The organism is Mucilaginibacter angelicae (genome assembly GCF_042434235.1).
Lineage (GTDB): Bacteria > Bacteroidota > Bacteroidia > Sphingobacteriales > Sphingobacteriaceae > Mucilaginibacter > Mucilaginibacter angelicae.
Map to the genome: position 1 here is coordinate 1 of NZ_JBHLTS010000069.1, position 22,479 is coordinate 22,479.

At 42.4% G+C, this 22,479-nt stretch carries 22 protein-coding genes and 1 riboswitch; of the genes, 12 read left to right on the forward strand and 10 right to left on the reverse strand.

Annotated features, from left to right (window positions below):
* Positions 1-224: 224 nt before the first annotated feature.
* From ACFFGT_RS21950 to ACFFGT_RS21965, 4 genes are all read right to left on the reverse strand, one after another.
* On the reverse strand, positions 225-968 hold the full coding sequence (locus ACFFGT_RS21950) for a menaquinone biosynthetic enzyme MqnA/MqnD family protein (protein ID WP_377024657.1): 744 nt from the start codon (positions 966-968) through the stop codon (positions 225-227).
* Between the two features lie 7 nt (positions 969-975).
* Positions 976-1,608: a histidine phosphatase family protein gene (locus tag ACFFGT_RS21955; protein WP_377024658.1), complete on the reverse strand. Its 633-nt coding sequence runs from the start codon at positions 1,606-1,608 to the stop codon at positions 976-978.
* A gap of 129 nt (positions 1,609-1,737) precedes the next feature.
* On the reverse strand, positions 1,738-2,931 hold the full coding sequence (gene mqnE, locus ACFFGT_RS21960) for an aminofutalosine synthase MqnE (RefSeq protein WP_377024732.1): 1,194 nt from the start codon (positions 2,929-2,931) through the stop codon (positions 1,738-1,740).
* Between the two features lie 92 nt (positions 2,932-3,023).
* Positions 3,024-3,545: a hypothetical protein gene (locus ACFFGT_RS21965; protein WP_377024659.1), complete on the reverse strand. Its 522-nt coding sequence runs from the start codon at positions 3,543-3,545 to the stop codon at positions 3,024-3,026.
* 96 nt (positions 3,546-3,641) lie between these two features.
* On the opposite strand from ACFFGT_RS21965, the gene ACFFGT_RS21970 reads away from it, so the two are divergent.
* Positions 3,642-4,757: a trans-sulfuration enzyme family protein gene (locus ACFFGT_RS21970; RefSeq protein WP_377024660.1), complete on the forward strand. Its 1,116-nt coding sequence runs from the start codon at positions 3,642-3,644 to the stop codon at positions 4,755-4,757.
* On the opposite strand, the gene ACFFGT_RS21975 is transcribed toward ACFFGT_RS21970, so the two are convergent.
* Positions 4,754-5,857: a hypothetical protein gene (locus ACFFGT_RS21975; protein WP_377024661.1), complete on the reverse strand. Its 1,104-nt coding sequence runs from the start codon at positions 5,855-5,857 to the stop codon at positions 4,754-4,756. The genes ACFFGT_RS21970 and ACFFGT_RS21975 overlap by 4 nt on opposite strands.
* A 180-nt stretch (positions 5,858-6,037) precedes the next feature.
* Positions 6,038-6,148, forward strand: a riboswitch (SAM riboswitch).
* A gap of 249 nt (positions 6,149-6,397) precedes the next feature.
* On the opposite strand from ACFFGT_RS21975, the gene ACFFGT_RS21980 reads away from it, so the two are divergent.
* From ACFFGT_RS21980 to ACFFGT_RS21990, 3 genes are all read left to right on the forward strand, one after another.
* Positions 6,398-7,717 carry an O-acetylhomoserine aminocarboxypropyltransferase/cysteine synthase family protein gene (locus tag ACFFGT_RS21980; protein ID WP_377024662.1) on the forward strand — a complete coding sequence of 440 codons (1,320 nt, stop codon included), beginning with the start codon at positions 6,398-6,400 and terminating at the stop codon, positions 7,715-7,717.
* A gap of 90 nt (positions 7,718-7,807) precedes the next feature.
* The gene (locus ACFFGT_RS21985; RefSeq protein ID WP_377024663.1) at positions 7,808-8,863 is read left to right on the forward strand and encodes a homoserine O-acetyltransferase family protein; all 1,056 of its coding nucleotides are present in this window, start codon (positions 7,808-7,810) and stop codon (positions 8,861-8,863) included.
* Positions 8,863-10,098, forward strand: coding sequence for a homoserine dehydrogenase (locus ACFFGT_RS21990; protein WP_377024664.1), 1,236 nt, complete (start codon positions 8,863-8,865; stop codon positions 10,096-10,098). Before ACFFGT_RS21985 ends, ACFFGT_RS21990 begins: the two co-directional genes overlap by 1 nt.
* 74 nt (positions 10,099-10,172) lie before the next feature.
* Here ACFFGT_RS21990 and ACFFGT_RS21995 read toward each other — a convergent pair whose 3' ends face one another.
* Both ACFFGT_RS21995 and gpmA read right to left on the reverse strand, forming a co-directional pair.
* Positions 10,173-10,655, reverse strand: coding sequence for a hypothetical protein (locus ACFFGT_RS21995; protein ID WP_377024665.1), 483 nt, complete (start codon positions 10,653-10,655; stop codon positions 10,173-10,175).
* Positions 10,656-10,742: 87 nt separating this feature from the next.
* The gene (gene gpmA, locus ACFFGT_RS22000) at positions 10,743-11,432 is read right to left on the reverse strand and encodes a 2,3-diphosphoglycerate-dependent phosphoglycerate mutase (protein ID WP_377024666.1); all 690 of its coding nucleotides are present in this window, start codon (positions 11,430-11,432) and stop codon (positions 10,743-10,745) included.
* 193 nt (positions 11,433-11,625) lie between these two features.
* Here gpmA and ACFFGT_RS22005 point away from each other — a divergent pair, with 193 nt between their 5' ends.
* From ACFFGT_RS22005 to ACFFGT_RS22025, 5 genes are all read left to right on the forward strand, one after another.
* A complete protein-coding gene (locus ACFFGT_RS22005; RefSeq protein ID WP_377024667.1) occupies positions 11,626-12,216 on the forward strand; it encodes an acetate uptake transporter in 591 nt (196 codons plus the stop codon).
* A gap of 23 nt (positions 12,217-12,239) precedes the next feature.
* The gene (locus tag ACFFGT_RS22010; RefSeq protein ID WP_377024668.1) at positions 12,240-12,623 is read left to right on the forward strand and encodes an SRPBCC domain-containing protein; all 384 of its coding nucleotides are present in this window, start codon (positions 12,240-12,242) and stop codon (positions 12,621-12,623) included.
* A 55-nt stretch (positions 12,624-12,678) separates the two neighbouring features.
* Positions 12,679-13,452: an HAD-IIA family hydrolase gene (locus ACFFGT_RS22015; protein ID WP_377024669.1), complete on the forward strand. Its 774-nt coding sequence runs from the start codon at positions 12,679-12,681 to the stop codon at positions 13,450-13,452.
* A 331-nt stretch (positions 13,453-13,783) separates the two neighbouring features.
* Positions 13,784-15,463: a hypothetical protein gene (locus ACFFGT_RS22020; RefSeq protein WP_377024670.1), complete on the forward strand. Its 1,680-nt coding sequence runs from the start codon at positions 13,784-13,786 to the stop codon at positions 15,461-15,463.
* A 70-nt stretch (positions 15,464-15,533) separates the two neighbouring features.
* On the forward strand, positions 15,534-15,956 hold the full coding sequence (locus ACFFGT_RS22025) for an acyl-CoA thioesterase (RefSeq protein WP_377024671.1): 423 nt from the start codon (positions 15,534-15,536) through the stop codon (positions 15,954-15,956).
* A 4-nt stretch (positions 15,957-15,960) separates the two neighbouring features.
* Here the strand turns inward: ACFFGT_RS22025 and xerD are convergent, their stop codons facing one another.
* A complete protein-coding gene (gene xerD, locus ACFFGT_RS22030) occupies positions 15,961-16,860 on the reverse strand; it encodes a site-specific tyrosine recombinase XerD (protein WP_377024672.1) in 900 nt (299 codons plus the stop codon).
* Positions 16,861-16,900: 40 nt separating this feature from the next.
* On the opposite strand from xerD, the gene aroQ reads away from it, so the two are divergent.
* Together aroQ and ACFFGT_RS22040 are read left to right on the forward strand one after the other, a co-directional pair.
* A complete protein-coding gene (aroQ, locus tag ACFFGT_RS22035) occupies positions 16,901-17,320 on the forward strand; it encodes a type II 3-dehydroquinate dehydratase (protein WP_377024673.1) in 420 nt (139 codons plus the stop codon).
* 78 nt (positions 17,321-17,398) lie between these two features.
* The gene (locus ACFFGT_RS22040) at positions 17,399-19,942 is read left to right on the forward strand and encodes a mechanosensitive ion channel family protein (protein ID WP_377024674.1); all 2,544 of its coding nucleotides are present in this window, start codon (positions 17,399-17,401) and stop codon (positions 19,940-19,942) included.
* Here ACFFGT_RS22040 and ACFFGT_RS22045 read toward each other — a convergent pair.
* Positions 19,914-20,951 (reverse strand): glycosyltransferase family 2 protein, encoded by a 1,038-nt coding sequence (locus ACFFGT_RS22045; RefSeq protein WP_377024675.1) that lies wholly within the window; start codon positions 20,949-20,951, stop codon positions 19,914-19,916. The two genes, ACFFGT_RS22040 and ACFFGT_RS22045, sit on opposite strands and share 29 nt — an antisense overlap.
* Positions 20,948-21,832 carry a lysophospholipid acyltransferase family protein gene (locus ACFFGT_RS22050; protein WP_377024676.1) on the reverse strand — a complete coding sequence of 295 codons (885 nt, stop codon included), beginning with the start codon at positions 21,830-21,832 and terminating at the stop codon, positions 20,948-20,950. The genes ACFFGT_RS22045 and ACFFGT_RS22050 overlap by 4 nt, the downstream gene beginning before the upstream one ends.
* A gap of 35 nt (positions 21,833-21,867) precedes the next feature.
* On the opposite strand from ACFFGT_RS22050, the gene ACFFGT_RS22055 reads away from it, so the two are divergent.
* Positions 21,868-22,479 (forward strand): WbqC family protein, encoded by a 612-nt coding sequence (locus ACFFGT_RS22055; protein WP_377024677.1) that lies wholly within the window; start codon positions 21,868-21,870, stop codon positions 22,477-22,479.

The window sequence follows — 22,479 nt, forward strand, 5'->3', positions numbered from 1 at the left end:
AAAATAGTTAGAGCAGTCACCTCAATAGAAGGACTGCCCTAAACAGGCTAACATAAAGCCGCCTAAGACACAAAAATAAAAAAATAACTTTTGCATATCAACACAGAATCTAACGCGGCCCCCGCACCACATCACTAAAATATATTTTACAAGTAATTGCGATTTTTTCCAGGGTTTCCCTGATGGTTACCCGCAATGATGATAGTGAAGAAACGGGTGTTAAATTACAACGCCTTTATATAATCATGAAACAGGTACAGGGCTTTCTTCTTATCCGCTGTTAAATCATAATCAATCTTCACCATCAGGTAATCAACCAAATCAAAATCATCGCGCATGGTTAATTCTTTAAACAGCTCTTCGCGGTGGTCAAGGCCGTATTTTAACGATTCGTTAAACTCGTCCATAAATTTCTGCGGGATGGGCTTGTTGGCTATCCAGGCTGCAAAGGTAAATGGCAGGCCGGTCATTTTTTGCCATTCTTCGGCAAGGTCATAAACGTATTTGTATTGTTGCTTTTTGCCGAAGGTGCGATCGCCTATTTGCACAAAAGCGGTTTGCTCATCTGCAGATTGAGCGTAGTCCGCCGCATTGGTAACCTGTTCGGGGTTTACCTGCCAGTGGTTTTTAAGAAGTACACGGGCCAGGTTATTTGATGAGCGTGATTGCGGATCAAGCTGTATTGCAGTTACATCCTTAATATCGCAATTGCTAAAAATAAAGACAGAATTAACTGCGCCGACCGCGCCAATGCAATAATCAGAAACAATTTCCCATTGCGGCAGGCTTAGTGCTGCTGCAACCGGGATGAGGCCGATATCAACTACATCATCAATGAGCTTTTGAGCACAATCCGAAGGAATGTCAAGGCTCAGGTCAATTTTATTAATAATGTCGGTATGCTGAATGCCGTATAGAAAGGGTTTGGTGTTAGTGTAGCTTACTGCTGATATTCTGATCTTGTTCACAAATGCGCTATTTCTGTTCTTCGGAATTTTTTAGATGTTCGGCGTTGTTAAAGTCGATGATCTCAAACTTTTCGCCATTGTAGGTTACCTTATATAGTACCAGGTTTTGATGCGGAAAGGTATCCATTTCGGATAAGGGTTTGTTGGTAAGGATACAAAGCAACAGGCGTAAAGCACGGCCATGCATACAAATGAGCACTGTTTTTTCTTCGGGATGGCTCATGATCACCTCCATGGCCTCGCGCTGGCGTACCTCAACCTCAAGCGGACTTTCGCCTCCTTCAAATTTACTGTCGAGTTTACCGTCCAGCCAATCACGCATGATCTGCAGGAAAGCGGCTTTATTATCGGTAGTTGGCGCCTGGCCTTCATGAATGCCCCAGGCCAGCTCATCCAAACCCGAAAGCTTTTCATAAGGGATACCAAGGTCAATAAAAGGCTGGATACTTTGCTGGGTACGCTTTAATGCCGATATATAAATTTTATCAAACTGTACGGTTTTATAAGCCTCAAAAAACTGGCAGGCCTGCTTGCGGCCTTCCTCATTTAAATCGGTATTAACCCCACGGCCTTGTATAATACCAAGTTTGTTATACTCAGTTTGGCCGTGGCGTACTATATATAAGGTTTTTTGTATCATTTTTCTTTAAGCTTAAAGCAGAAAGCGTAAGGCTTAAAGCTTTTTTGCTTGTTGTGTTTTCTTTGCTTTTAGCTTTCAGCCTTAAGCTTTCGGCTTACTTTCCGGCCTTTGGCTTTCAGCTTAAAAAATTTAGTTAATTACCGGTAACTTATAATACTGGGGCTTGGGCTCGTCGCCAAATTCAACGTTGGTATAATCTGTTACTACATTATATAATGTATCACGCTCGATGGGCTGGCGGCCTACGTGCTTAATTAACTCAACCAGTTGTTTGGTGCTCATACCCGGATGCTGCTCTTCGGCACCGGCCATTGAGTAGATTTTAGTGGTATCATCCAATGTACCATCAATGTCATCAACACCAAAGTTAAGCGAAAGCTGCGCGGTTGTACGGCTGATCATAGCCCAGTAAGCTTTGATATGATCGAAGTTATCGAGATAAATACGGGCAACAGCATAGTTGCGTAAATCTTCAATCACAGAAACCTCCGGTACGTGCGACATCTGGTTATCCTTATTACGGAACTTAAGCGGAATGAATGTTTGGAAACCACCTGTTTTATCCTGCAACTGGCGAAGGCGTTCCATATGGTCTACGCGGTGTTTATACTCTTCAATATGTCCGTAAAGCATGGTTGCATTTGAACGGGCGCCAAGCTTATGCCATTCTTCGTGAATAGCCAACCATTGATCGGCAGTACATTTATCTTTCGAGATCTGATCCCTTATTTCCGGATCGAAAATTTCAGCGCCGCCACCGGGGATAGAATCCAGGCCTGCTTCTTTCATCAGGTGCATCCCTGTGGCATAATCAATTTTGGCTTTTTTGAAAATGTAATGGTATTCAACCGGGGTAAGTGCTTTAATATGCAGTTCCGGGCGGTGCGCGCGGATGCGGGCAAAAAGTTCCTGGTAAAAAGGCACATCATACTGTGGTAAAACACCACCAACAATGTGAACCTCGGTAACAGGTTCGCCGTCATATTTGGCAACCATATTGAACATTTCATCCATGGTATACTCCCATCCTTCTGATTTTTGTTTCAGCAGGCGCGAGTATGAACAAAATTTGCAGTCGTAAACGCAAAGATTGGTTGGTTCAATATGAAAATTACGGTTGAAATAAGTTTTATCGCCGTGGCGCTCCTCGCGGATATGATTGGCTAAAACACCAAGATATCCAAGCTCGCCCTGCTCATAAAGCAAAACGCCTTCATCAAAAGTGATGCGTTGTTTATTTAATACCTTTTGGGCAATGTGCTTTAAGTCAGCAGATAAATTCGGATCCTGGAGCAATACCTGTAAATTATCTGAATTATGCATCATTATAAATTTGGCCAAATGTACAAAAAAGCACAAAAGTAATATGCGTTATGACACATATTGGCCAAATTTGATGGTAAATTACAATAAGGTTACAGAGCCTTGATCTCGCTGATGGAGATCCCTGTTGAGCAATCATCCTGGCAGCCATTGGGCACATAGCTTGCGTTTGAGATCATGCCGTTATTGTTGGTTTCAAAGTAAATAGTATTCTTTTTCTTATCTGCCGCAAGCCATTCGTTTTTTGCTTTTTGGTAAACCTGATCAAGGGTTATTGCTGAAGCGCCTGAGTTATGCTGGCTCAATGAACTTTTATCTTCGTGCCATTGATCCTTTATTACTTTAGCGGGAGGAGTATTTGCTGTTCTGTACTCCAAAATGTATGCTGAATAATCTCTTGCCACCACTACGCCATTTTGAACAGTGATCTTTGTTTCGGAACCGGCACCAAAAACAGAAGCAGAATTAACTGTATAAGTATAGGAGTTTTTACTTTCGGCCTTAAAGTTTTGCCATACTTTAAAGCTTTTATCATAAGCGGTTTCGTTAGCATCTTTTTTACAGGCGGAGAGCCCGCTTACAATTAACAGGATGAGGATGAAGGCTTTTTTCATGTTTGCAGGTTTTTATGTCTATTCGGCAAAAAATGTAAAAACGCTACAGCTAATAACAAATATTCTTGTTTATTTTGAGCGATAAGCACAAATACCATGAAAACTGAAACTATAGCCATACATGCCGGTAACCATGTTGATGAAGCAACAAGGGCCGTAATACAACCCATCATTATGTCCACCACGTTTGAGCGCGGCAGTGATGGTGGTTTCCCGGCAGGTTATATTTACAGTCGCTCGGCAAATCCTAATCGTCATGCACTGGAGAATGTGTTGGCCAAACTGGAAGGTGGCGTTGAAGCGGCTTCCTTTTCATCGGGCAACGCTGCAGGTATGTCGGTTTTTCAATCGCTTGAACCCGGCACTCACATTATTGCCCCAGATGATATGTACCATGGTTTACGCAATCAGCTTAAAAATCTTTTTGTCGGGATCCTTACTTTCGATTTTATCGATGTAAACGATGCCGAAGTTTTGCAGCAGCGCATTAAACCCGAAACAGGTTTGATATGGATAGAAACACCTTCAAATCCATTATTAAAGATCACAGATATAAAAAAAGTTGTTGCAATTGCCAAAGCGAAAGGCATTAAAGTTTTATGTGATAATACCTTTGCCACGCCTATTTGCCAGCGACCGCTTGAGTTAGGGGTAGATATAGTTATGCATTCGGCCACCAAATACTTTGGCGGGCATAGCGACTTAATGGGCGGTGCTTTAATTACTGCTGAAAAAAGTGACTGGTGGGCAAAGATTCGCCAGGTGCAGGAAATGGGCGGTGCTATCCCCTCGCCTATGGATTGTTATTATTTGGTACGCAGTATTAAAACCCTGCCGTACCGCGTAAAAGGCCATGTACAAAACGCCCAACTGCTTGCCGAATACCTTGAACAGCACCCCAATGTTGAACAGGTGATGTATCCAGGTTTATCTTCACACCCGCAGCATGATATAGCTAAAGATCAGATGCTGGCTTTTGGCGGCATGCTATCCTTTATAATTAAAGGCAATGAAAACGATACGCATAACATCATCAACAAGCTGAAATTATTTATCAAAGCTACCAGCCTTGGTGGCGTTGAAAGCCTGATTGAGCACAGGGCTACAGTTGAAGGTCCCGATACCAAAACACCAAGAAACCTGCTTAGGGTATCGGTTGGGCTGGAACATATTGATGATTTGATTGCGGATATGGAGCAGGCGTTGGCTTAATGCGTGTTTTTTTCTTTGTCTTTATTGTATGAGTTTACCGGGATATTAGCGGTAATTATTACACCGTAATTTTTATTTGTAATTCCGTATTCTTTTATAAGTTGACGTTTGTCGATGATTATTAATCCCTCAAATATTTTGTCATCTATTGCAGCTAAATTTCCTTCGTAATCAGTTTTAAGTATTTTTTTATTGAGGATATATTGAATTTTAGAAATGTTGGCCGGATTAGAAATAAGCTTAGTATAACCCGGTGATTTTGATTTAAAATACGTTTGATAGCGATGGATATCAAATTTTTTGGTTTCCACATAAATCAATCCATATTTTGCTTCACGGCCATACTTTATTATAGCACTTGCGTCCTTGTAAACAGACACTGTGGCAACATCATTAGGGTTAAACTTTTTTAAATCGTCTCCTGTAACCCGTACGCTGTCAATAAAATATACTGGTTCATTGTTTTCCGGTTCCTCAACTATTTGTTGATTAGCATCTTCCTTTTGTACTCCATAACAGGAGAGTGTAAGGTCTGCCGCTTCAATGGGTTTATCCATGTAATAAGCTTTATCTATCGGGAACTGTGGTTTTTTAGTCGAATCTATCCTGACGTAAAAAGCTATTGTATCGTTTGAAAAGCTCCAGTAATTTGAACAGCCTCTTGAATTCCATTTATCTTTAAATTCAGGATACAATTTGAATAGCTCATTAAGTGACAGATTGCTAAGATCGATAAATTTCCCATCAGGTAATTTCCCGGCAAACTGTCTGGTTAATCTGATTTTGCTAACAAGATCTGATTTCTGATCTTGTTGAAAGATCATTCCCGGATGCTTGGGGGTTGAATAGCCTTTGCCGGCAATAAACCTTGAATCCTGTCCAAAGCAATTGACAGCCAGATCCATCTCTTCGACTATGGTATCCACCAAATTTGCATCAGATTTCTTTAAATCAGGAATTTTGGTTTGACAGAGGCAAATATTATTTACAATGATTTTTTTGAAAGAAGTTGGATCATTTGTTTGAGCAAAACCATTTGTAAAAAAAATGAACAGGAGTAAAATAATTACAACTGATTTCTGAAGTGTATTTTCTTGCATAAGGAAGGGGTATCAAGGATATTATAAAGCATTGGTTAAAGGTATAAAAGTTTTCACTTGCATTAAAAAAACACCTTTTGAAATAAAATTTGGTACATTACCATATAACGCCTTATATTTGGAACATTATTTGGTAGCAATACCAAGATCGATCAATCCTCCGCACATAGTTCGGGTTTTGATTTATAAAGAAGCGGCGAGAGATCAGGCTCAATGACCCGCTGGCAACCCTTCAATGTTGAAGAAGGTGCCAATTCCTGTCCCGGCAAATAACACCGGGGAATATAAATTTATAACCATGAAAAGTTTAATTAAATTTACGCAACGCAACACTTTTTACACCTCAAACGGTAACGTACAATATATTGGCTCCCCTATTGGCTGTATTTGTATGTGTTGCTGCTGTTGATGCTTAGCACACCCCTGTTTTCATTTCTCTGAAAAAGCGCGTGTGATGTTAAGCCGGTTATTTCAAACCGGTTTGCCAAAATCCATCTTAACATTCAAAATCTAAATTAAACACATTAAAAAATTACAACTATGTCTGCCTTAAAATTTGAAACCCTACAACTACATGCCGGCCAGGAAGTTGATCCAACAACAGGTTCACGCGCAGTGCCCATTTATCAAACTACTTCATACGTATTTAACAGTGCCGAGCATGGCGCCAACCTGTTTGCGCTGAAGGAATTTGGCAATATTTATACCCGTATCATGAACCCTACTACCGATGTGTTTGAAAAACGCATCGCAGCTTTAGAGGGTGGCGTGGCAGCACTGGCAACAGCATCGGGCCAGGCATCACAATTTATAGCACTAAATAATATACTACAGGTGGGCGATAACTTTGTTACCTCCCCTTTCCTGTACGGCGGCACTTATAACCAGTTTAAAGTAGCCTTTAAACGTTTGGGCATCGATGTGCGTTTTGCTAAAGATGATACAGCAGCAAGCATTGAAGCGCTTATTGATGATAAAACAAAAGCTATCTTCCTGGAAACCATCGGTAATCCAGGTTTTACCATTGCCGATTTTGAAAAGATAAGCGAAGTTGCTAAAAGGCACGATCTGCCATTAATTGTTGATAATACCTTCGGTGCAGGTGGCTACCTCTTCCGCCCTATTGAGCATGGCGCCAACGTGGTTGTGGAATCAACTACCAAATGGATTGGCGGGCATGGTACCAGTATTGGCGGTGCTATTATTGATGCCGGTAACTATAACTGGGGCAATGGTAAATTCCCGCAGTTTACCGAACCATCTGAGGGTTATCACGGACTGGTATTTAATGATGTGTTTGGCATTGGCGGCCCGTTTGGGAATATCCAGTTCATTATTCGTGCCCGTGTTGAGGGTTTAAGGGATTTTGGCCCGTCGCAATCACCGTTTAATTCATGGTTGAATATCCAAGGATTGGAAACGCTTTCATTGCGTGTGCAGCGCCATGTTGATAATGCTTTGCAATTAGCCAAATGGCTTGAGCAGCATCCGCAAGTGGCAAGCGTAAATTATCCCGGACTGGAATCATCGCCATATCATGATCTTGCTAAAAAATATTTAAAGAATGGATTTGGCGGTGTACTGTCATTCGAGATCAAAGGTGATAAAGAGCAGGCCAGCCAGGTGATCAACAACCTGAAACTGGTGAGCCATTTAGCCAATGTGGGCGATGCAAAAACACTGATCATTCAACCATCGGCAACAACGCACCAGCAATTATCTGATGAGGAACAATTATCAGCCGGTGTTAAGCCTGCATCATTGCGCGTAGCTGTGGGTATTGAGCATATTGATGATATCAAAGCCGATTTTGAACAGGCTTTTGCAAAAATTAAGCAAAGTGAGGGTGAGTTAGTTTAACAATGTATAGTTTTTTTTAAGTGATATAGTAAACGTTATTACGGGCAGCAGCCGGACACCCCGGTTGCCCCCGGAATAACAAATAAAAGAATGAACGCAGAGATATTTAAATACACTGATACTTTTGAATTTGAATCGGGCCGGCAGCTTGAGGGTTTAGAGATAGGCTTTCATACATACGGCAGGTTAAATAAGGAAAAAAATAATGTTGTTTGGGTTTGCCATGCGCTTACCGCCAACAGCGATGTGCTTGACTGGTGGAAAGGCCTCGTGGGCACCGGCTTTTTCTTTAACCCCGAAGAGCATTTTATAGTTTGCGCCAATATTTTGGGTTCGCCTTACGGCACTACGAGTCCGCTGAGTATTAACCCGGTTACCGGTCAGCCGTACTATCTTGCCTATCCCCAGTTTACAACAAGGGATATGGTTAAAGCGCATCAATTACTTGCCGATCATTTACAGATAAGTAATATTAATATATTAATCGGCGGCTCCCTTGGTGGCCAGCAGGCTATGGAATGGGCTATTATTGAGCCGGAGCGCATCAAAAACCTAATCCTGATAGCTACCAATGCCAAACACTCGCCATGGGGCATTGCCTTTAATGAGTCGCAGCGTTTAGCCATCACTGCCGACCGTACCTTTTATGCCAACACGCCTGATGGCGGCCAGAAAGGTTTGAAAGCAGCGCGTACCATTGCACTGCTCAGCTATCGTACTTACAAAACCTATGGCATAACCCAGCAGGAAGAAAGTGACGATGTACAGGATGATTACCGGGCCTCAACTTATCAAAGCTACCAGGGCCAGAAGCTGGTAAACCGCTTTAATGCCTATAGCTATTGGTACCTAACCAAAGTGATGGACTCGCACAATGTGGGCCGCGGCCGTCATGGTGTAGATAAAGCCTTAAGCTTAATCAAAGCTAAAACTCTGGTTATCGGGATCTCATCAGATGTTTTGTTCCCTATTGAAGAACAGCAATACCTGTTCAGGCATATTCCCAAAGCTGCCTTTGCCGAACTGGATTCGTTTTATGGGCACGATGGATTTTTAATTGAAACAGAAGCATTAACAAACATATTTACATCGTTTTTTAAAACCGATGTGAAAGGAAAAATTATAGAACTGCAACGTACAGCGTAATGAGTAAAAAGTTAAATATCGGCCTCTTCGGATTTGGAGTTGTAGGCCAGGGTTTATATGACATCGTAAAAACAAAAAAACTAAATATCGAGATCGTAAAGTTTGCTATTAAGGACCCTAATAAAAAACGTTCCTTACCGGCCCACTTATTTACTACCGATAAAGAAGAACTGCTCAATAACCCCGAGATCAATACCATTGTTGAGCTCATCAATGATACTGAAGCTGCTTTCGAGATTGTTTCGAGAGCGCTGAAATCAGGCAAGAACGTAGTATCGGCCAGTAAAAAAATGATCGCCCTGCATTTGGATGAGTTGATCGAAATCCAGCATCAGTATGGCACCTCATTATTGTATGAAGGTGCGGTTTGCGGCAGTATTCCTATTATCCGTAACCTGGAGGAGTATTATGATAATGAACTGCTGCATTCTATCAGTGGCATTTTTAACGGCTCATCAAACTACATACTTTCAAAAGGTTTTATTGAAGGGCTTGATTATGACAGCGCATTGAAGCAAGCCCAGGACCTCGGCTTTGCCGAAACTGACCCGACAAGTGATGTTGGCGGCTTTGATGCCAAGTACAAGCTGGTGATTGCTGCTGCCCATGCTTATGGTGTGGTTGTACAGCCCGATGAGGTATTTAACCTCGGCATCCAGAACCTTGCAGCTGCAGATTTGCAGTATGCCCGTGAAAAGAACCTTAAAATTAAACTGGTACCCGTAGCCAAAGAACTTGACGACCGCAATGTGGCCCTGTTTGTATTGCCGAAATTTGTGAACGATAAGGAGTTTTTATATAACGTTGAGTACGAATACAATGGCGTTACCGTACAAGCAGCCTTTGCCGATCAGCAATTCTTTTTCGGAAAAGGTGCAGGCGGTCACCCTACCGGCTCGGCTGTACTCTCGGACATTGCAGCTTTACGTTATAACTATCAGTACGAATACAAAAAAGCTAAGGAAAAAACAGATCTTAAGTTCACCAATAATATTGAATTAACTGTTTACCTGCGTTATGATGATGAGGAACTGGTTGAGGCACTTAACTTTAAACATATAAATGAGCGCTACTATTCAGGTAGTTATAAATTTGTTATAGGAAAAATCAATTTACAAAATCTGATTGCTAATCAACACCGTATATCGGAAAGTAAGGCTTTTGTGGCCTTTGCCGATCAGCTTACGGGGGTCAGCTTAGCATCGGCAGTTAAAGAAACAGCCGAAGTTTTTTAGTAGATTCTTCGGTTGTTATAATATAAAAAGGCTTCTCAGGTTGGGAAGCCTTTTTACTTATAGGCCGTTCAACATTATTTAGCAAAATAGGCCCCTATCCTTTTGGCAAAAGCTACAGTCATTATACCGATGAATATTTTTGCCCCGGCCGATACGATGTTGCTTTGTTCATTAGCGTTAGCAAGGGTATACAGGTGATATAAAAAATCGGGAATAGTACCAACCAATAACAGTCCTCCTATTATTACCAGGGATATTTCGTAGATAACTTTCCGTTCGGCAAAAAGCTTCGCGTTTTCCTGGTAATCACTTTCGCTGGTAATCCAGCGGGTTATCCTTTTTGTTCCCGCAATTAACAATATCGCCAGTACAATCAGGAAAATGAAGTTTAATCCGTTTACAAGCAACAGGTTTCCCTGTTCGGCAGGTTGTTCAGCAGATGAACTCACATGGTTGCCTATAAAAGTGAGCAGGTTTGGGAGTTTGGAGATATCGGCCACCAGCAGGTATATACCCAATACTTTAATGGCGACCTCATAGATGTCGGATTTTTTCATTCGTCTTAATTAGGGATTAATTGGTTTATGGCTTACAAGATAAACAATTGCACCGCATTAAAAGAGAAATGAAGATCCGTGTCTGAATTATTCCAGGTAGTAATGCCTGATCCTGTTTAAGTTCTCGTCCAACTCATAAACCCAGGGAGTGGCAGTAGGGATCTCCAGCGCAGTTACTTCCTCGTCATTTAAATGATCAATATATTTTATAAGCGAACGAAGGCTGTTACCATGCGCTACCACAATAACCTTTTGGTTGCGGCGCATAGCCCTCACAATTCTTTCATTCCAAAATGGCAATACCCTGTCCATGGTTTCGCTCAGGTTTTCGGTTAATGGGAGTTCGCGCTCCGTCAAATCCTGATACCTAAGATCGTGCCCCGGATACCGGGGGTCTTCTTTAGTTACAGCAGGCGGATGCTCATTAGGATCACGCCTCCATTTTAATACCTGCTCTTCGCCGTATTGGGCAACGGTTTCATCTTTATTTAAGCCCTGCAATGCCCCGTAAAAACGTTCGTTCAGCCGCCATGATTTTTCAACGGGGATCCAAAGGTGATCAAGCTCTTCCAGTATATAATGCAATGTTTTGATTGAACGTTTTAGGTAGGATGTGAAGCCGATATCGAAGTTGTACCCATTTTTATTCAGGATCTTCCCGGCATGATGGGCCTGTTCGTACCCTTTTTCCGACAGATCGACATCTTCCCAGCCGGTAAACCTGTTTTCCTGGTTCCAGATGCTCTCGCCATGGCGTATTAATACTAATTTTTGCATAGGTAAGCCCCCTCTAAATCTCCCCCGGCGGGGGAGACTTTTCTTTTTTGTTATTTAAAGGCCCTCCCTACCGGGGAGGGTTTGGGTGGGGCCGATTACTTAACGCAAAAGTAGGTTAAGGGTTGTGAAAAACTTGATTAATATTTATAAATCAGTTAGCTTGCGGTACAAACCAAATAAACTAAAACCTATTATGATCCCTACTACTCCAGTACCGGTGAAGGATGGCATTGCCAATCCGGCGCCACTTGGCCTTTGCGCTTTCGGTATGACAACCGTTTTATTAAACATCCACAATGCCGGCTTTTTTGAAATGAACACCATGATATTAGCCATGGGCATATTTTACGGAGGACTGGCACAGGTTATTGCCGGTGTTATCGAAGCAAAAAAGAATAACACTTTCGGGCTAACAGCATTTACCTCATACGGATTTTTCTGGCTTTCATTAGCTGGCTTATTGATCATGCCAAAGCTTGGCTGGGGGGCTGCACCATCCGAAGGCGCGATGATTGCTTACCTGAGTATCTGGGGGGTATTCACCTTCCTGTTGTTTTTTGGTACATTAAGGCTTAACCGCGCTTTACAGTTTGTTTTCGCATCGTTAACCATATTGTTTTTCCTGTTGGTGGCGGGCGATGCTACCGGTAATGCCGGCATTAAACACCTGGCAGGTTATGAGGGTATTGTTTGCGGGGCTTCGGCTATATATACAGGTGTTGCCAATTTGCTGAATGAGATGTACGGAAAAACTGTTTTGCCTGTTGGCCCGGTGAAGGTTTAAATTATTTCAGCTAAATTGCGAGGGTGAAAGATTTTAAAAAATATTACAGCATACCGGCCACTCCCGAAGAGATTTACGTGGCCATAACCAACCCGGTTACCATTGAGCTTTGGACAGGCGAAACAGCCGAAATGTCGACAGAGCCCGGTACAGAATTTTCTATGTGGGATGGCAGCATTGTAGGTAAAAACATTGAGTTTGAACCCAATAAAAAAGTGGTGCAGCAATGGTATTTTGAAGGGCAAAGCGATAATTCTATCGTTACCATCAAACTGCATGCTGATAAACAGTTTACATCTGCCGAGTTAAGGCATACCAATATTCCGGATGATGATTACAATGATATTGTTGACGGATGGAATGACAGCTACTTTGGCGGTCTGATAGATTTTTTTGAGGGCGCTTAAGGGGCGTTAATAATCAAACATCACCTATTTTAAACAAATACAAAGCTTTATACCTATGAAACAAGGTCTTTTAATTGATATGGATGGGGTAATTTACAGCGGCGAACAACTGATAGAAGGCGCTGATAAATTCATCAAACACCTTATTGATAACGATATCCCGTTTACCTTTATGACCAACAACAGCCAGCGTACCAGCCTGGAGGTTGTACGCAAGCTTAAACGGCTGGGAATTACTGTAGAAACAAAACATGTTTATACAAGCGCCATGGCTACCGGGAAATTTTTGGGCGATCAAAGCCCTAACGGTACTGCATTTGTACTGGGCGAAGGCGGCTTGTTAAGCAGCCTTCATGAAAACGGTATTACACTTGTTGACTCCGATCCTGAATTTGTTGTTTTGGGCGAAGGCCGCAACTTCACCTTAGAGATGGTGCAGCGCGCAGTTGATATGATTTTGGCCGGTGCCAAGTTCATAACCACCAACAGGGACCCATCACCTAAAAAACCGGGCTGGAACAATTTAGGCATTGCAGCTACAACAGCCATGATTGAGGAAGCTACAGGCCGAAAAGCATTTGTAACCGGTAAACCAAGCCCGGTAATGATGCGTTCGGCAAGGAAGTTCCTGGGCCTTGAAACCGCCGAAACAACCGTTATTGGTGATACCATGGAAACTGATATCCAGGGCGGTGTGCAAATGGGTTATAAAACTATCCTCGTATTATCGGGCATTGCCAGTAAAGATCAGTTAAGCCACTACGCATTTAAGCCGGATATGGTGGCGAGTTCGGTTGATAAAATAGTATTTCCGCTTAAATGGTGGTAATAAATTAAATTCCGTATCCTCATTTAAAAGCGGACGATCTTATGGGTCGTCCGCTTTTATTTTTTAGCGATATTTTTTAATTGAGATTGGGATGTATTTAACTATAGCATAATATCATTAAGCTTTTATTAAGTATTTTTTAATATCACTGGTTTTATTTGCTTTAAACCAATTAAAACCAAGGCCCTTTCCCTAAATGGCTGCGGTTAAACCATTAAACCAATATTGCTATTTATGTTCGTTACCGTATTTAAACCTCCTTAGGTTTTTGCAGGTTATTCCTGTATCTACTCTTATTAAACCAATCTATCAAAAAATTACATCTGAAATTATGAACTTAAAAAAACTATCTGTCTTAAGCTGCGCGCTTATCATAGGCATTGTAAGTGCCTGCTCAAAAAAAGAACTGGCAGGTAATCCGGCCAATTCATTGAATAATAATCAGCCAAAACTCAAAACAGCAGCCTCGGCGGTTGGTGACGTTGTAGGTAAAATTACCGTAGGCTACCAGGGCTGGTTTGCCGCTATTGGCGATGGTTCGCCCATTAACCTATGGTGGCATTGGTGTAACCCAAATAACCAGGCGCCTAATGCCAATAACATCGGCGTTAAATCGTGGCCCGATGTACGGGAGTACACCAGCACTTATCAAACAGGTTTTGCCAACCTGAACAATGGAAGCCCGGCAAAACTGTTTTCTTCCTTTAATGATCAAACAGTAAATGTTCAGTTTCAATGGATGCAGCAAAATAATATTGATTGCGCAGCGCTGCAGCGTTTTAACCCAACCGGTGGCGAAGGCCCGGTGCGGGACGCCATAACTGCCAAAGTTAAAACCGCTGCCGAGGCTACAGGACGTAAATTTTATATTATGTACGATGTAGGCGGCTGGACAAACATGCAATCAGAAATTAAAACCGACTGGACAAACAAAATGTCGGCCTATACCTCATCATCGGCTTATGCCAAACAGAATGGCAAACCGGTAGTGTGTATCTGGGGTTTTGGCTTTAATGACAATGATCATCCATTTTCGGCAGCGGTTTGCCTGGATGTGATCAATTGGTTTAAAAGCCAGGGTTGCTATGTTATAGGAGGCGTACCTGCGTATTGGCGCGATCCTAACGCCACTGAGGTACGGCCTAACTTTTTGCCAACCTTTAATGCCCTCAACATGATTTCGCCCTGGATGATCGGTAAAATCGGCACCATAACTGAGGCTAATAATTTTTATAATAATACGCAGGTTGGCGACCAGGCTTATTGTAATACCAACGGCATTGATTACCAGCCTTGTGTGCTGCCTGGTGATTTGCAATTGCGTCAGCGCGTTCATGGCGACCTGATGTGGACCCAGTTTTATAACCTGATCCATGGTGGTGCACAGGGGCTGTATATATCGATGTTTGACGAATACAATGAAGGCAACCAGATTGCCAAAACAACAGAAAATTCATCATTTGTTCCGGCTGGATCTAACTTTTTATCACTGGACGAGGACGGAACCGTTTGCTCTGCTGATTATTATCTGCGGTTAACCGGTGACGGCGGCAGGATGCTGAAAGGACAGATTGCGCTTACTGCTGTGCGCCCGACAGCGCCTGTAGCAGGTGGCAGCAATCCAACCACACCTCCCATTGGGCAAACAATAACCCTTAAAGGTTCAAATAATGACTACGTAAGCAGTGAAAACGGCACACAAGCTATGAATTGCAACCGGGTTACCGCCGGAGGCTGGGAACAATTTACAATTGTTGATGCAGGTGGAGGTAAAGTGGCCCTGCAAAGCCAGGGGAAATATGTTTCATCAGAAAACGGTACCCAGGCCATTAACTGTAACCGCACATCTATTGGCCCCTGGGAACAGTTTGACTGGGTGAGCAACGCCGATGGCACCGTTTCTTTCCGGGGAAATAACAGTAAATACATCTCAGGTGAAAATGGCACCCAAGCCATGACCTGTAACCGGACTACTATTGGCGGCTGGGAATCTTTCAGGGTTAATCAGTAATTTTATTTTACCAATAGTTTGGAGCCGCCCTTTTGCAGAGGGCGGCTTTGTTTTTATTTATATTTGCCGCATGGATACACCTCTCCAACTCTCCACTTTTGAATCTGAATTTCGCGTACGCCCCGATGATATAGATATGTTTCAGCACGTACATAACAGTAAATATTTTGATTATGTACTGGCTGCCCGCTATGATCAAATGGAACGCTGCTATGGCATGGCCATGGAGAAATTCATGGAACGCGGTTTTGGCTGGGTGGTTCGTACTGCCCATGTTGACTATAAGCGTGCCCTAACGATGGGCGATTACTTCATTGTAAAGACAGGTATTGATAGCATTGACGACAAAGGCTGCCGCGTAAAGTTCAGCATCACCAATAAAGCCACCAAAAAGATCTGTTGCGATGGCTGGTTTGATTATGTAATGATTGATATGGCTACGGGTCGTGGTGCAAAGATCCCGCAGGATGTAATTGATCAATATTTGATCTGATATATTAACTCCTTGGATGAAACTGGCTTATCGTGCTTTTTAAATATTCCCTGTCTAAATGGGTGTAGATCTCGGTTGTTGTAATGCTTTCGTGACCCAGCATTTCCTGTACCGCCCGCAAATCAGCACCCCCCTCAACCAAATGCGTGGCAAAGGAATGACGAAAAGTGTGCGGACTTATCTTTTTCTTTAACCCGATGGTTTCGGCGAGGCCTTTGATAGTTAAAAAAATGATTTGCCGGCTTAACCTTGTACCACGGCGGTTCAGGAAAACATAGTCCTCCTCGCCTCTTTTTATTGGATTGTGAACCCGTACGTTTTCTATCCAGAGCTTCAGTGCTTTTATAGCTTCGCTGCCAATGGGTACCAGTCGTTCCTTGTTGCCTTTACCGGTTACTTTTATAAACTCGATATCAAGGTACAGGTTGGACAGCTTCAGTTCGGTGAGTTCGGATACGCGTAAACCTGATCCGTACAGTGTTTCCAGTATGGCTTTGTTGCGCATGCCTTCCGGCTTTGAAAGATCTAAGGCGGCTATAATTTTATTGATCTCCTCATAGCTAAGCGTATCCGGCAGCTTTCGCCTGATCTTTGGCGATTCGAGCAGCTCAGAGGGATCGGTTTTGATGATATCCTCCATCAACAGGTATTTGTAAAAAGCTTTGATACCCGAAAGGATCCTGGCTTGTGATGATGGGATCATTCCCAGCTCATTTATCCAGTTAATGAACTCCCGTAAATTGGTTAAAGTAATCAATTCGGGTTTTAATTTAACTAACTGTAAATCTGAATATTGATATAATTTTTCTATATCCCTGCTATAAGCCTCGATGGAGTTGTCGGACAGCGACTTCTCTAATTTTAAATATGCCTGGAAACCTTTTATTGTCGAACGCCAATCCAATTGATTTTAGTTTTGATGATTTATAGCTAAGTTTGAACTAATGAAGATACAAATTATAAACGGCCCCAATCTGAACCTGTTAGGCGTTCGCGAAAAGTCAATTTATGGCGATGCCAGCTTTGAAACCTATCTTGAAATCTTGCGCCAACGCTTTGCAAACATCACCATTGATTATTACCAAAGCAACATTGAGGGCGAAATTATAAATAAACTGCACGAAACCGGCTTCAGTTACGATGGTATTGTGATTAATGCCGGGGCTTATACACACACTTCCATTGCCATTGCCGATGCTATTGCTGCTATCAACACGCCGGTTATTGAAGTTCATATCTCCAACGTACATAAACGCGAAGAGTTCAGGCATAAATCAATGATTGCGGCCAATTGCCGTGGTGTAATTGCAGGTTTTGGGATGGATAGCTACCGCTTGGCCATTGAAAATCTGGCTGTTAAATAGTATTAAAATATTTTATCATTTTGATAAAACGCTTTTGGTGTAAAAGTGTTTAACCATTGCTTTCAGCTTATTTTCCAGATGCTTAAAATATTCAGAGTTGCCGCGCTAAGTTTGCTTTTTGTTACGCTGTTATCCAGTGTTAATACTTTTGCCCAAACTAAAAAGAAAAAAACGCATTCGGTAAGAGATTCACTGCGTGCCTCTATCCTTTCGCGCGATTCGATGATGCGGGCGCTTAAGCGTTCGGACACATCGGTAAATAACCTGCTGCAAAAGGTTGAGTATTATACATCAGCCTTTAACCAGATCAAAAGCAATCTCTCCAAAAAGTTAGATACTACCGATATCAGCACCCGCCTGCCGTCGTTTGAAAAACGGATTACCCTGATCAAATCGCTTATTGATAATGATAAATCGAGCACACTAAGGTACCTGTATACCATCAGGGATGTGCTTACGCGCAGCGATGACCAGCTTGACCTGTGGCAGGAGCAGCTTGCCGATATCAACAGCAAACTTGTTCAAAATCAAAATGATCTTGACGCCATATCACGCGATAGCGTTTTAAAGATCCTGCCTGCCGATAGCTCGCTGGCTACTACTTACCTTATCCAGAAAATAGCCATCGACAGCAAATATCATCGCTTGGATACCACTAACAAAAAGGTGATGGTAAAGATAGGCTTGCTGCAAAACCGCACCTCAGGCGTTTATATCTCGATCCTTGACCTTAAAGATCAGATTGATACCAAGATCAGGGATTTCAGTATCCGGGCTATGTCGCAGGAGTATAGCAATATCTGGAACATGAATGCCGACGAAGGCAATGAATTTGGTCCGGCCACAAAAGCTACTGCCGATATGAACGCCAAGCTTTTTAGCTTTTTTATTGGCCGGGATATCCTGATCCATCTTGGAGGTTTGGTGGTGTTATTTGCGTTTTTTGCCTGGGTGCGCGCCAGTCGCCGGAGGATCTTACGAGATAACGATGCCCCGGAAAGTGTGTTTAACCAGGCTAATTATGTTGTGAACCACCCATTCATATCATCGCTAATTTTAACGTTTACGCTGCTGCCTAATTTTTATGATCATCCACCGGTAGTAGTATTGGAAATGTTTTTACTGATACTGATGATAGCGCTGCTTTACCTGGTAAAAAAGGCGTGCCCGGCAACCATGTTCCGTTACATGCTGCAGTTATTTGGCATCACTATTATTTACAGCCTGAGCAATCTTTATATCCAGGTTACCAATATCGACAGGGTAGCGATACTTGTGTTGGGCCTGGCGGCATCGGTAATAAGTTTCAGGTTTTTATCAAAAGTGCGTAAGGCTAAGGATGAGTACCTACCCTATACCGGTTTTATACTTAAGGTTTTTATCTTTCTGCAAGCCTCATCCTTTTTATGCAATATTTTCGGCAGGGTGAGTTTGGCTAAGATCATTGGTGTTACTGTGGTATATAATCTTTGGCTTGCCCTCGCTTTGTATTACATTGTGCATATCATTATGGAAGCCTTGTTCCTGCAACTGGAAGCAGGTAAAAAGAGCAACAACCTTACTTCTTTTATCGACTACAAACTGCTTCAAAATAAATTCAGGAGTGTATTGAGTATTTTGGCGGCCTTACTGTGGCTGGTGATGCTTACCCAAAACCTGAATATTGAAGACACAGTATTTGATTACCTGGGGGATTTCCTGACCAAAAACCGAAATATAGGCGGCACCAATACCCAGTTTACCTTTCAAAGTGTGATTATATTTGTGGCCGTGATCTGGCTTTCGTCCATCGCGTCAAAAATCATCAGCTACCTTTATGATATTGCAGCCAAACATGCCAATGATATTGATGTAGCCAAGAAAAAGAACCGTACCTCTACCCTGCTGATCCGCATCGGTGTAATTGCTTTAGGTTTCTTCCTGGCAGTTGCAGCTTCAGGCGTACCAATTGACAAGATCACCATCATTATCAGTGCCTTTGGTATAGGCATCGGTTTTGGTTTACAGAATATAGTTAACAACCTCGTATCGGGTTTGATACTTGCTTTTGAGAAACCGATCCAGGTTGGTGATATCATTGAGGTAGATAGCCGTTCGGGTACCATTATGGATATCGGTATCCGTGCAAGTAAAATTGCTACGGCAGATGGTGCGGAAGTGATCATCCCTAATGGCGACCTGATATCGCACCATGTAATTAACTGGACATTAAGCAATAATAACCGCCGGGTTGAACTGATTATTGGGGTAGCTTACGGCTCAAACATTGAGCAGGTTAAAGCGGTGTTATTAAACATGCTGAACAACCATGACGATATTATGCTTCAACCGGCGCCATCAGTATTCCTGCATAACCTAAGCGAAAGTTCGGTTGATTTCAGACTGTTCTTTTGGGCTGCGGATATTTCAACATGGCTTTCTCTAAAAAGCAGGGTGCTGGCCGATATCTATGATGCTTTCGCTGAAGAAGGGATCGATATACCGTTCCGTCAACAGGATGTGCGGGTGATATGGCCTAAGGGCTTGCCTCCCATTAAAATAGAAGCACCAGGCATCAGTGACGCCGAAGAACCAAAACAGGATACTGATGATGTTAAAACTCCGAAGGATCAAGATCAGTAAAATGAGTCTTCTTTTTCACAAAGAAATCCCAAACAATACTGCCCTTGTATATGCCTTTAGTGTTTTGCCGCGCGCTACCTTTTGCCTTTCGCCTTTCGCCTTTCGCCTTCTTAAACAGGCTTAACACAAAGCTTTGGTGTGCCCTGCTTACCGCCCAGGCGTCTTTGCGTTTGCCTTCCATTAAAAACCGGAGCAGGGCAAGCAGGTCCATCATAAAACGGATGCAGATCACCCAAAATGCCCGTCCGAAAGGAAGGTTCTTTTTTATAAGCAGCAGGTTGTTCCTGAAGTTAAGATAAGTTTTAAATGGATTTTCGGCATTAAGGGTGCCACCGCCAACATGGAAAATGGTTGATTGCGCACAATACATCACTTTATAACCCATATTTTTTAAACGCCAGCAAAGGTCGATCTCTTCCATGTGAGCAAAAAAGCTTTCATCAAAGCCACCGGCTTCGTCCCAAATGCTTTTTTTGATGAATAATGAAGCGCCTGATGCCCAGAATACCTCGCCCGATTGCTCGTATTGGCCATTATCTTTTTCCAGTTCGTAAAAGATCCTGCCACGGCAAAACGGATAGCCATGCTTATCAATAAAGCCCCCGGCCGCCCCGGCATGCTCAAAATAATCCTTTTGCGCGTACGATCTGATCTTGGGAGCAGCAGCGGCAATTAAACTATCGCTTCCCATTAATTCAATAACAGGTTCGATCCAGCCGGGTGTAACTTCCACGTCCGAATTAAGCAGGATATAATAATCGGCATCAACCTGGGCCAGCACCCGGTTGTAGCCACCTGTAAAGCCGTAGTTTTTATCGTTTTGGATAATCCTTACCGATGGATAGTTCTCGCGCATAAATGCCACAGAATCATCGGATGAGGCATTGTCGCCCATCACAACTTCCAGGTTAGGCCATGTTGATGATAATACCGAAGGAAGAAATTGTTTAAGGTACTTTATGCCGTTCCAGTTTAAAATAACTACAGCAACTTTAGGTGTATGGGTCATCTATGTAAATCCTCCGGCTTAAACTTCCATCTCCGGTGCGACCATAACCAGTATTGCGGTTCTCTTCTGATCATCCCCTCAAGGTATTTCACGTGCATATCTGTTATTTCGTGTTCGGCAGTTTCTTTTGGTGTTTCGGTAAGCGGGATCAGGGTATACTCATAGTATCCGCGCTTTACCCGCTTCATGTCGTAAAAAACAACGGCGGCATCTATTGTTTTGGCAATTTTTTCAATCCCCAGAAACACGGCAGTCGGCTGATTTAAAAAATCAGCAAAATAAGTAACCTCATGCATTACGGGAGTTTGGTCGCCCACCAGTACGCTTACGGTAAGTTCCTTACGATACTCAACCATTTTGCGCAGTGTTTGCTTCATAGCCACCGGCTGCCCCCCAAACCGCGACCGTATTTTAATAAAAAAATCGTCGAATGTTTTATTTGACAAGTTTTTATAAATAATCATGAACCTTTTATCGGTAACAAAATTAAAATTAAGGGCTGCCATTTCCCAGTTGCAATAATGACCGGCAACTGCAATAATACTTTTACCTTTAGCAAAGTATTCAAAAACAAGATCGGAGTTGGTAGCCACTACCCTTTTCCTGATCTGCCTTTCAGATACGGTGATCATTTTTATAGTTTCAACTATCAGGTCGGCCAGGTAACGGTAGTATTTGCGTTCAATATCGCGGCGCTCCTGATCCGTTTTTTCGGGGAAGGCGTTGCGTAGGTTCTGCTGCACTACATCGCGGCGGTATTTAACAATATAGTAAACAAAAACAAACGCGATATCAGATAAAATGTATAAAAACCAAAAGGGGAGCAACGATATAAGGTATAAAATTAATATACCCAACTTAGTAAAACCCTTTTTTATCATTATTTTCGCCAATTTTGAGCACAAACATAAAATATATGATTGAAAAAGGCGCTGTGTTACCTATGTTTTATCTTCCGCCGGTTGAATACTTTGTACAGCTAAACACGTACAAGCCTGATATACTGATAGAAAGAGAAGAACATTTCCCTAAACAAACTTATCGCAACCGGGCCAATATCTACTCGCCCGATGGTGTGCTGGCATTGGTAGTGCCGGTAATTAAAGGTTCAAAAAACCACACAAAAGTTAAAGATGTAAAAATCAGCTACGATTTTATGTGGCAGCGCCTGCACTGGCAAAGCTTACAGGCCTGTTATCGCCGTTCGGCTTATTTTGAGTTTTATGAAGATGATTTTGCACCCTTTTATGAAAAACAAATTACCTACCTGTTTGATTATAACCAGGAGCTTTTGAACCTGCTGCTTAAGCTCACTAAAATAAAAACAGCATTAAACTACACGGATGAATACCATGCCGAATATCCTGACCTGCATGATTTTCGGTTTTCTATCCATCCAAAAAAAGAAATGGAAATGCAGCAGAAACCATATTTCCAGGTATTTGAAGACCGCCAGGGCTTTAAGAAAAACCTGAGTATTATTGATTTGCTGTTTAACCAGGGGCCTCAAACAATAAACTATTTGTAA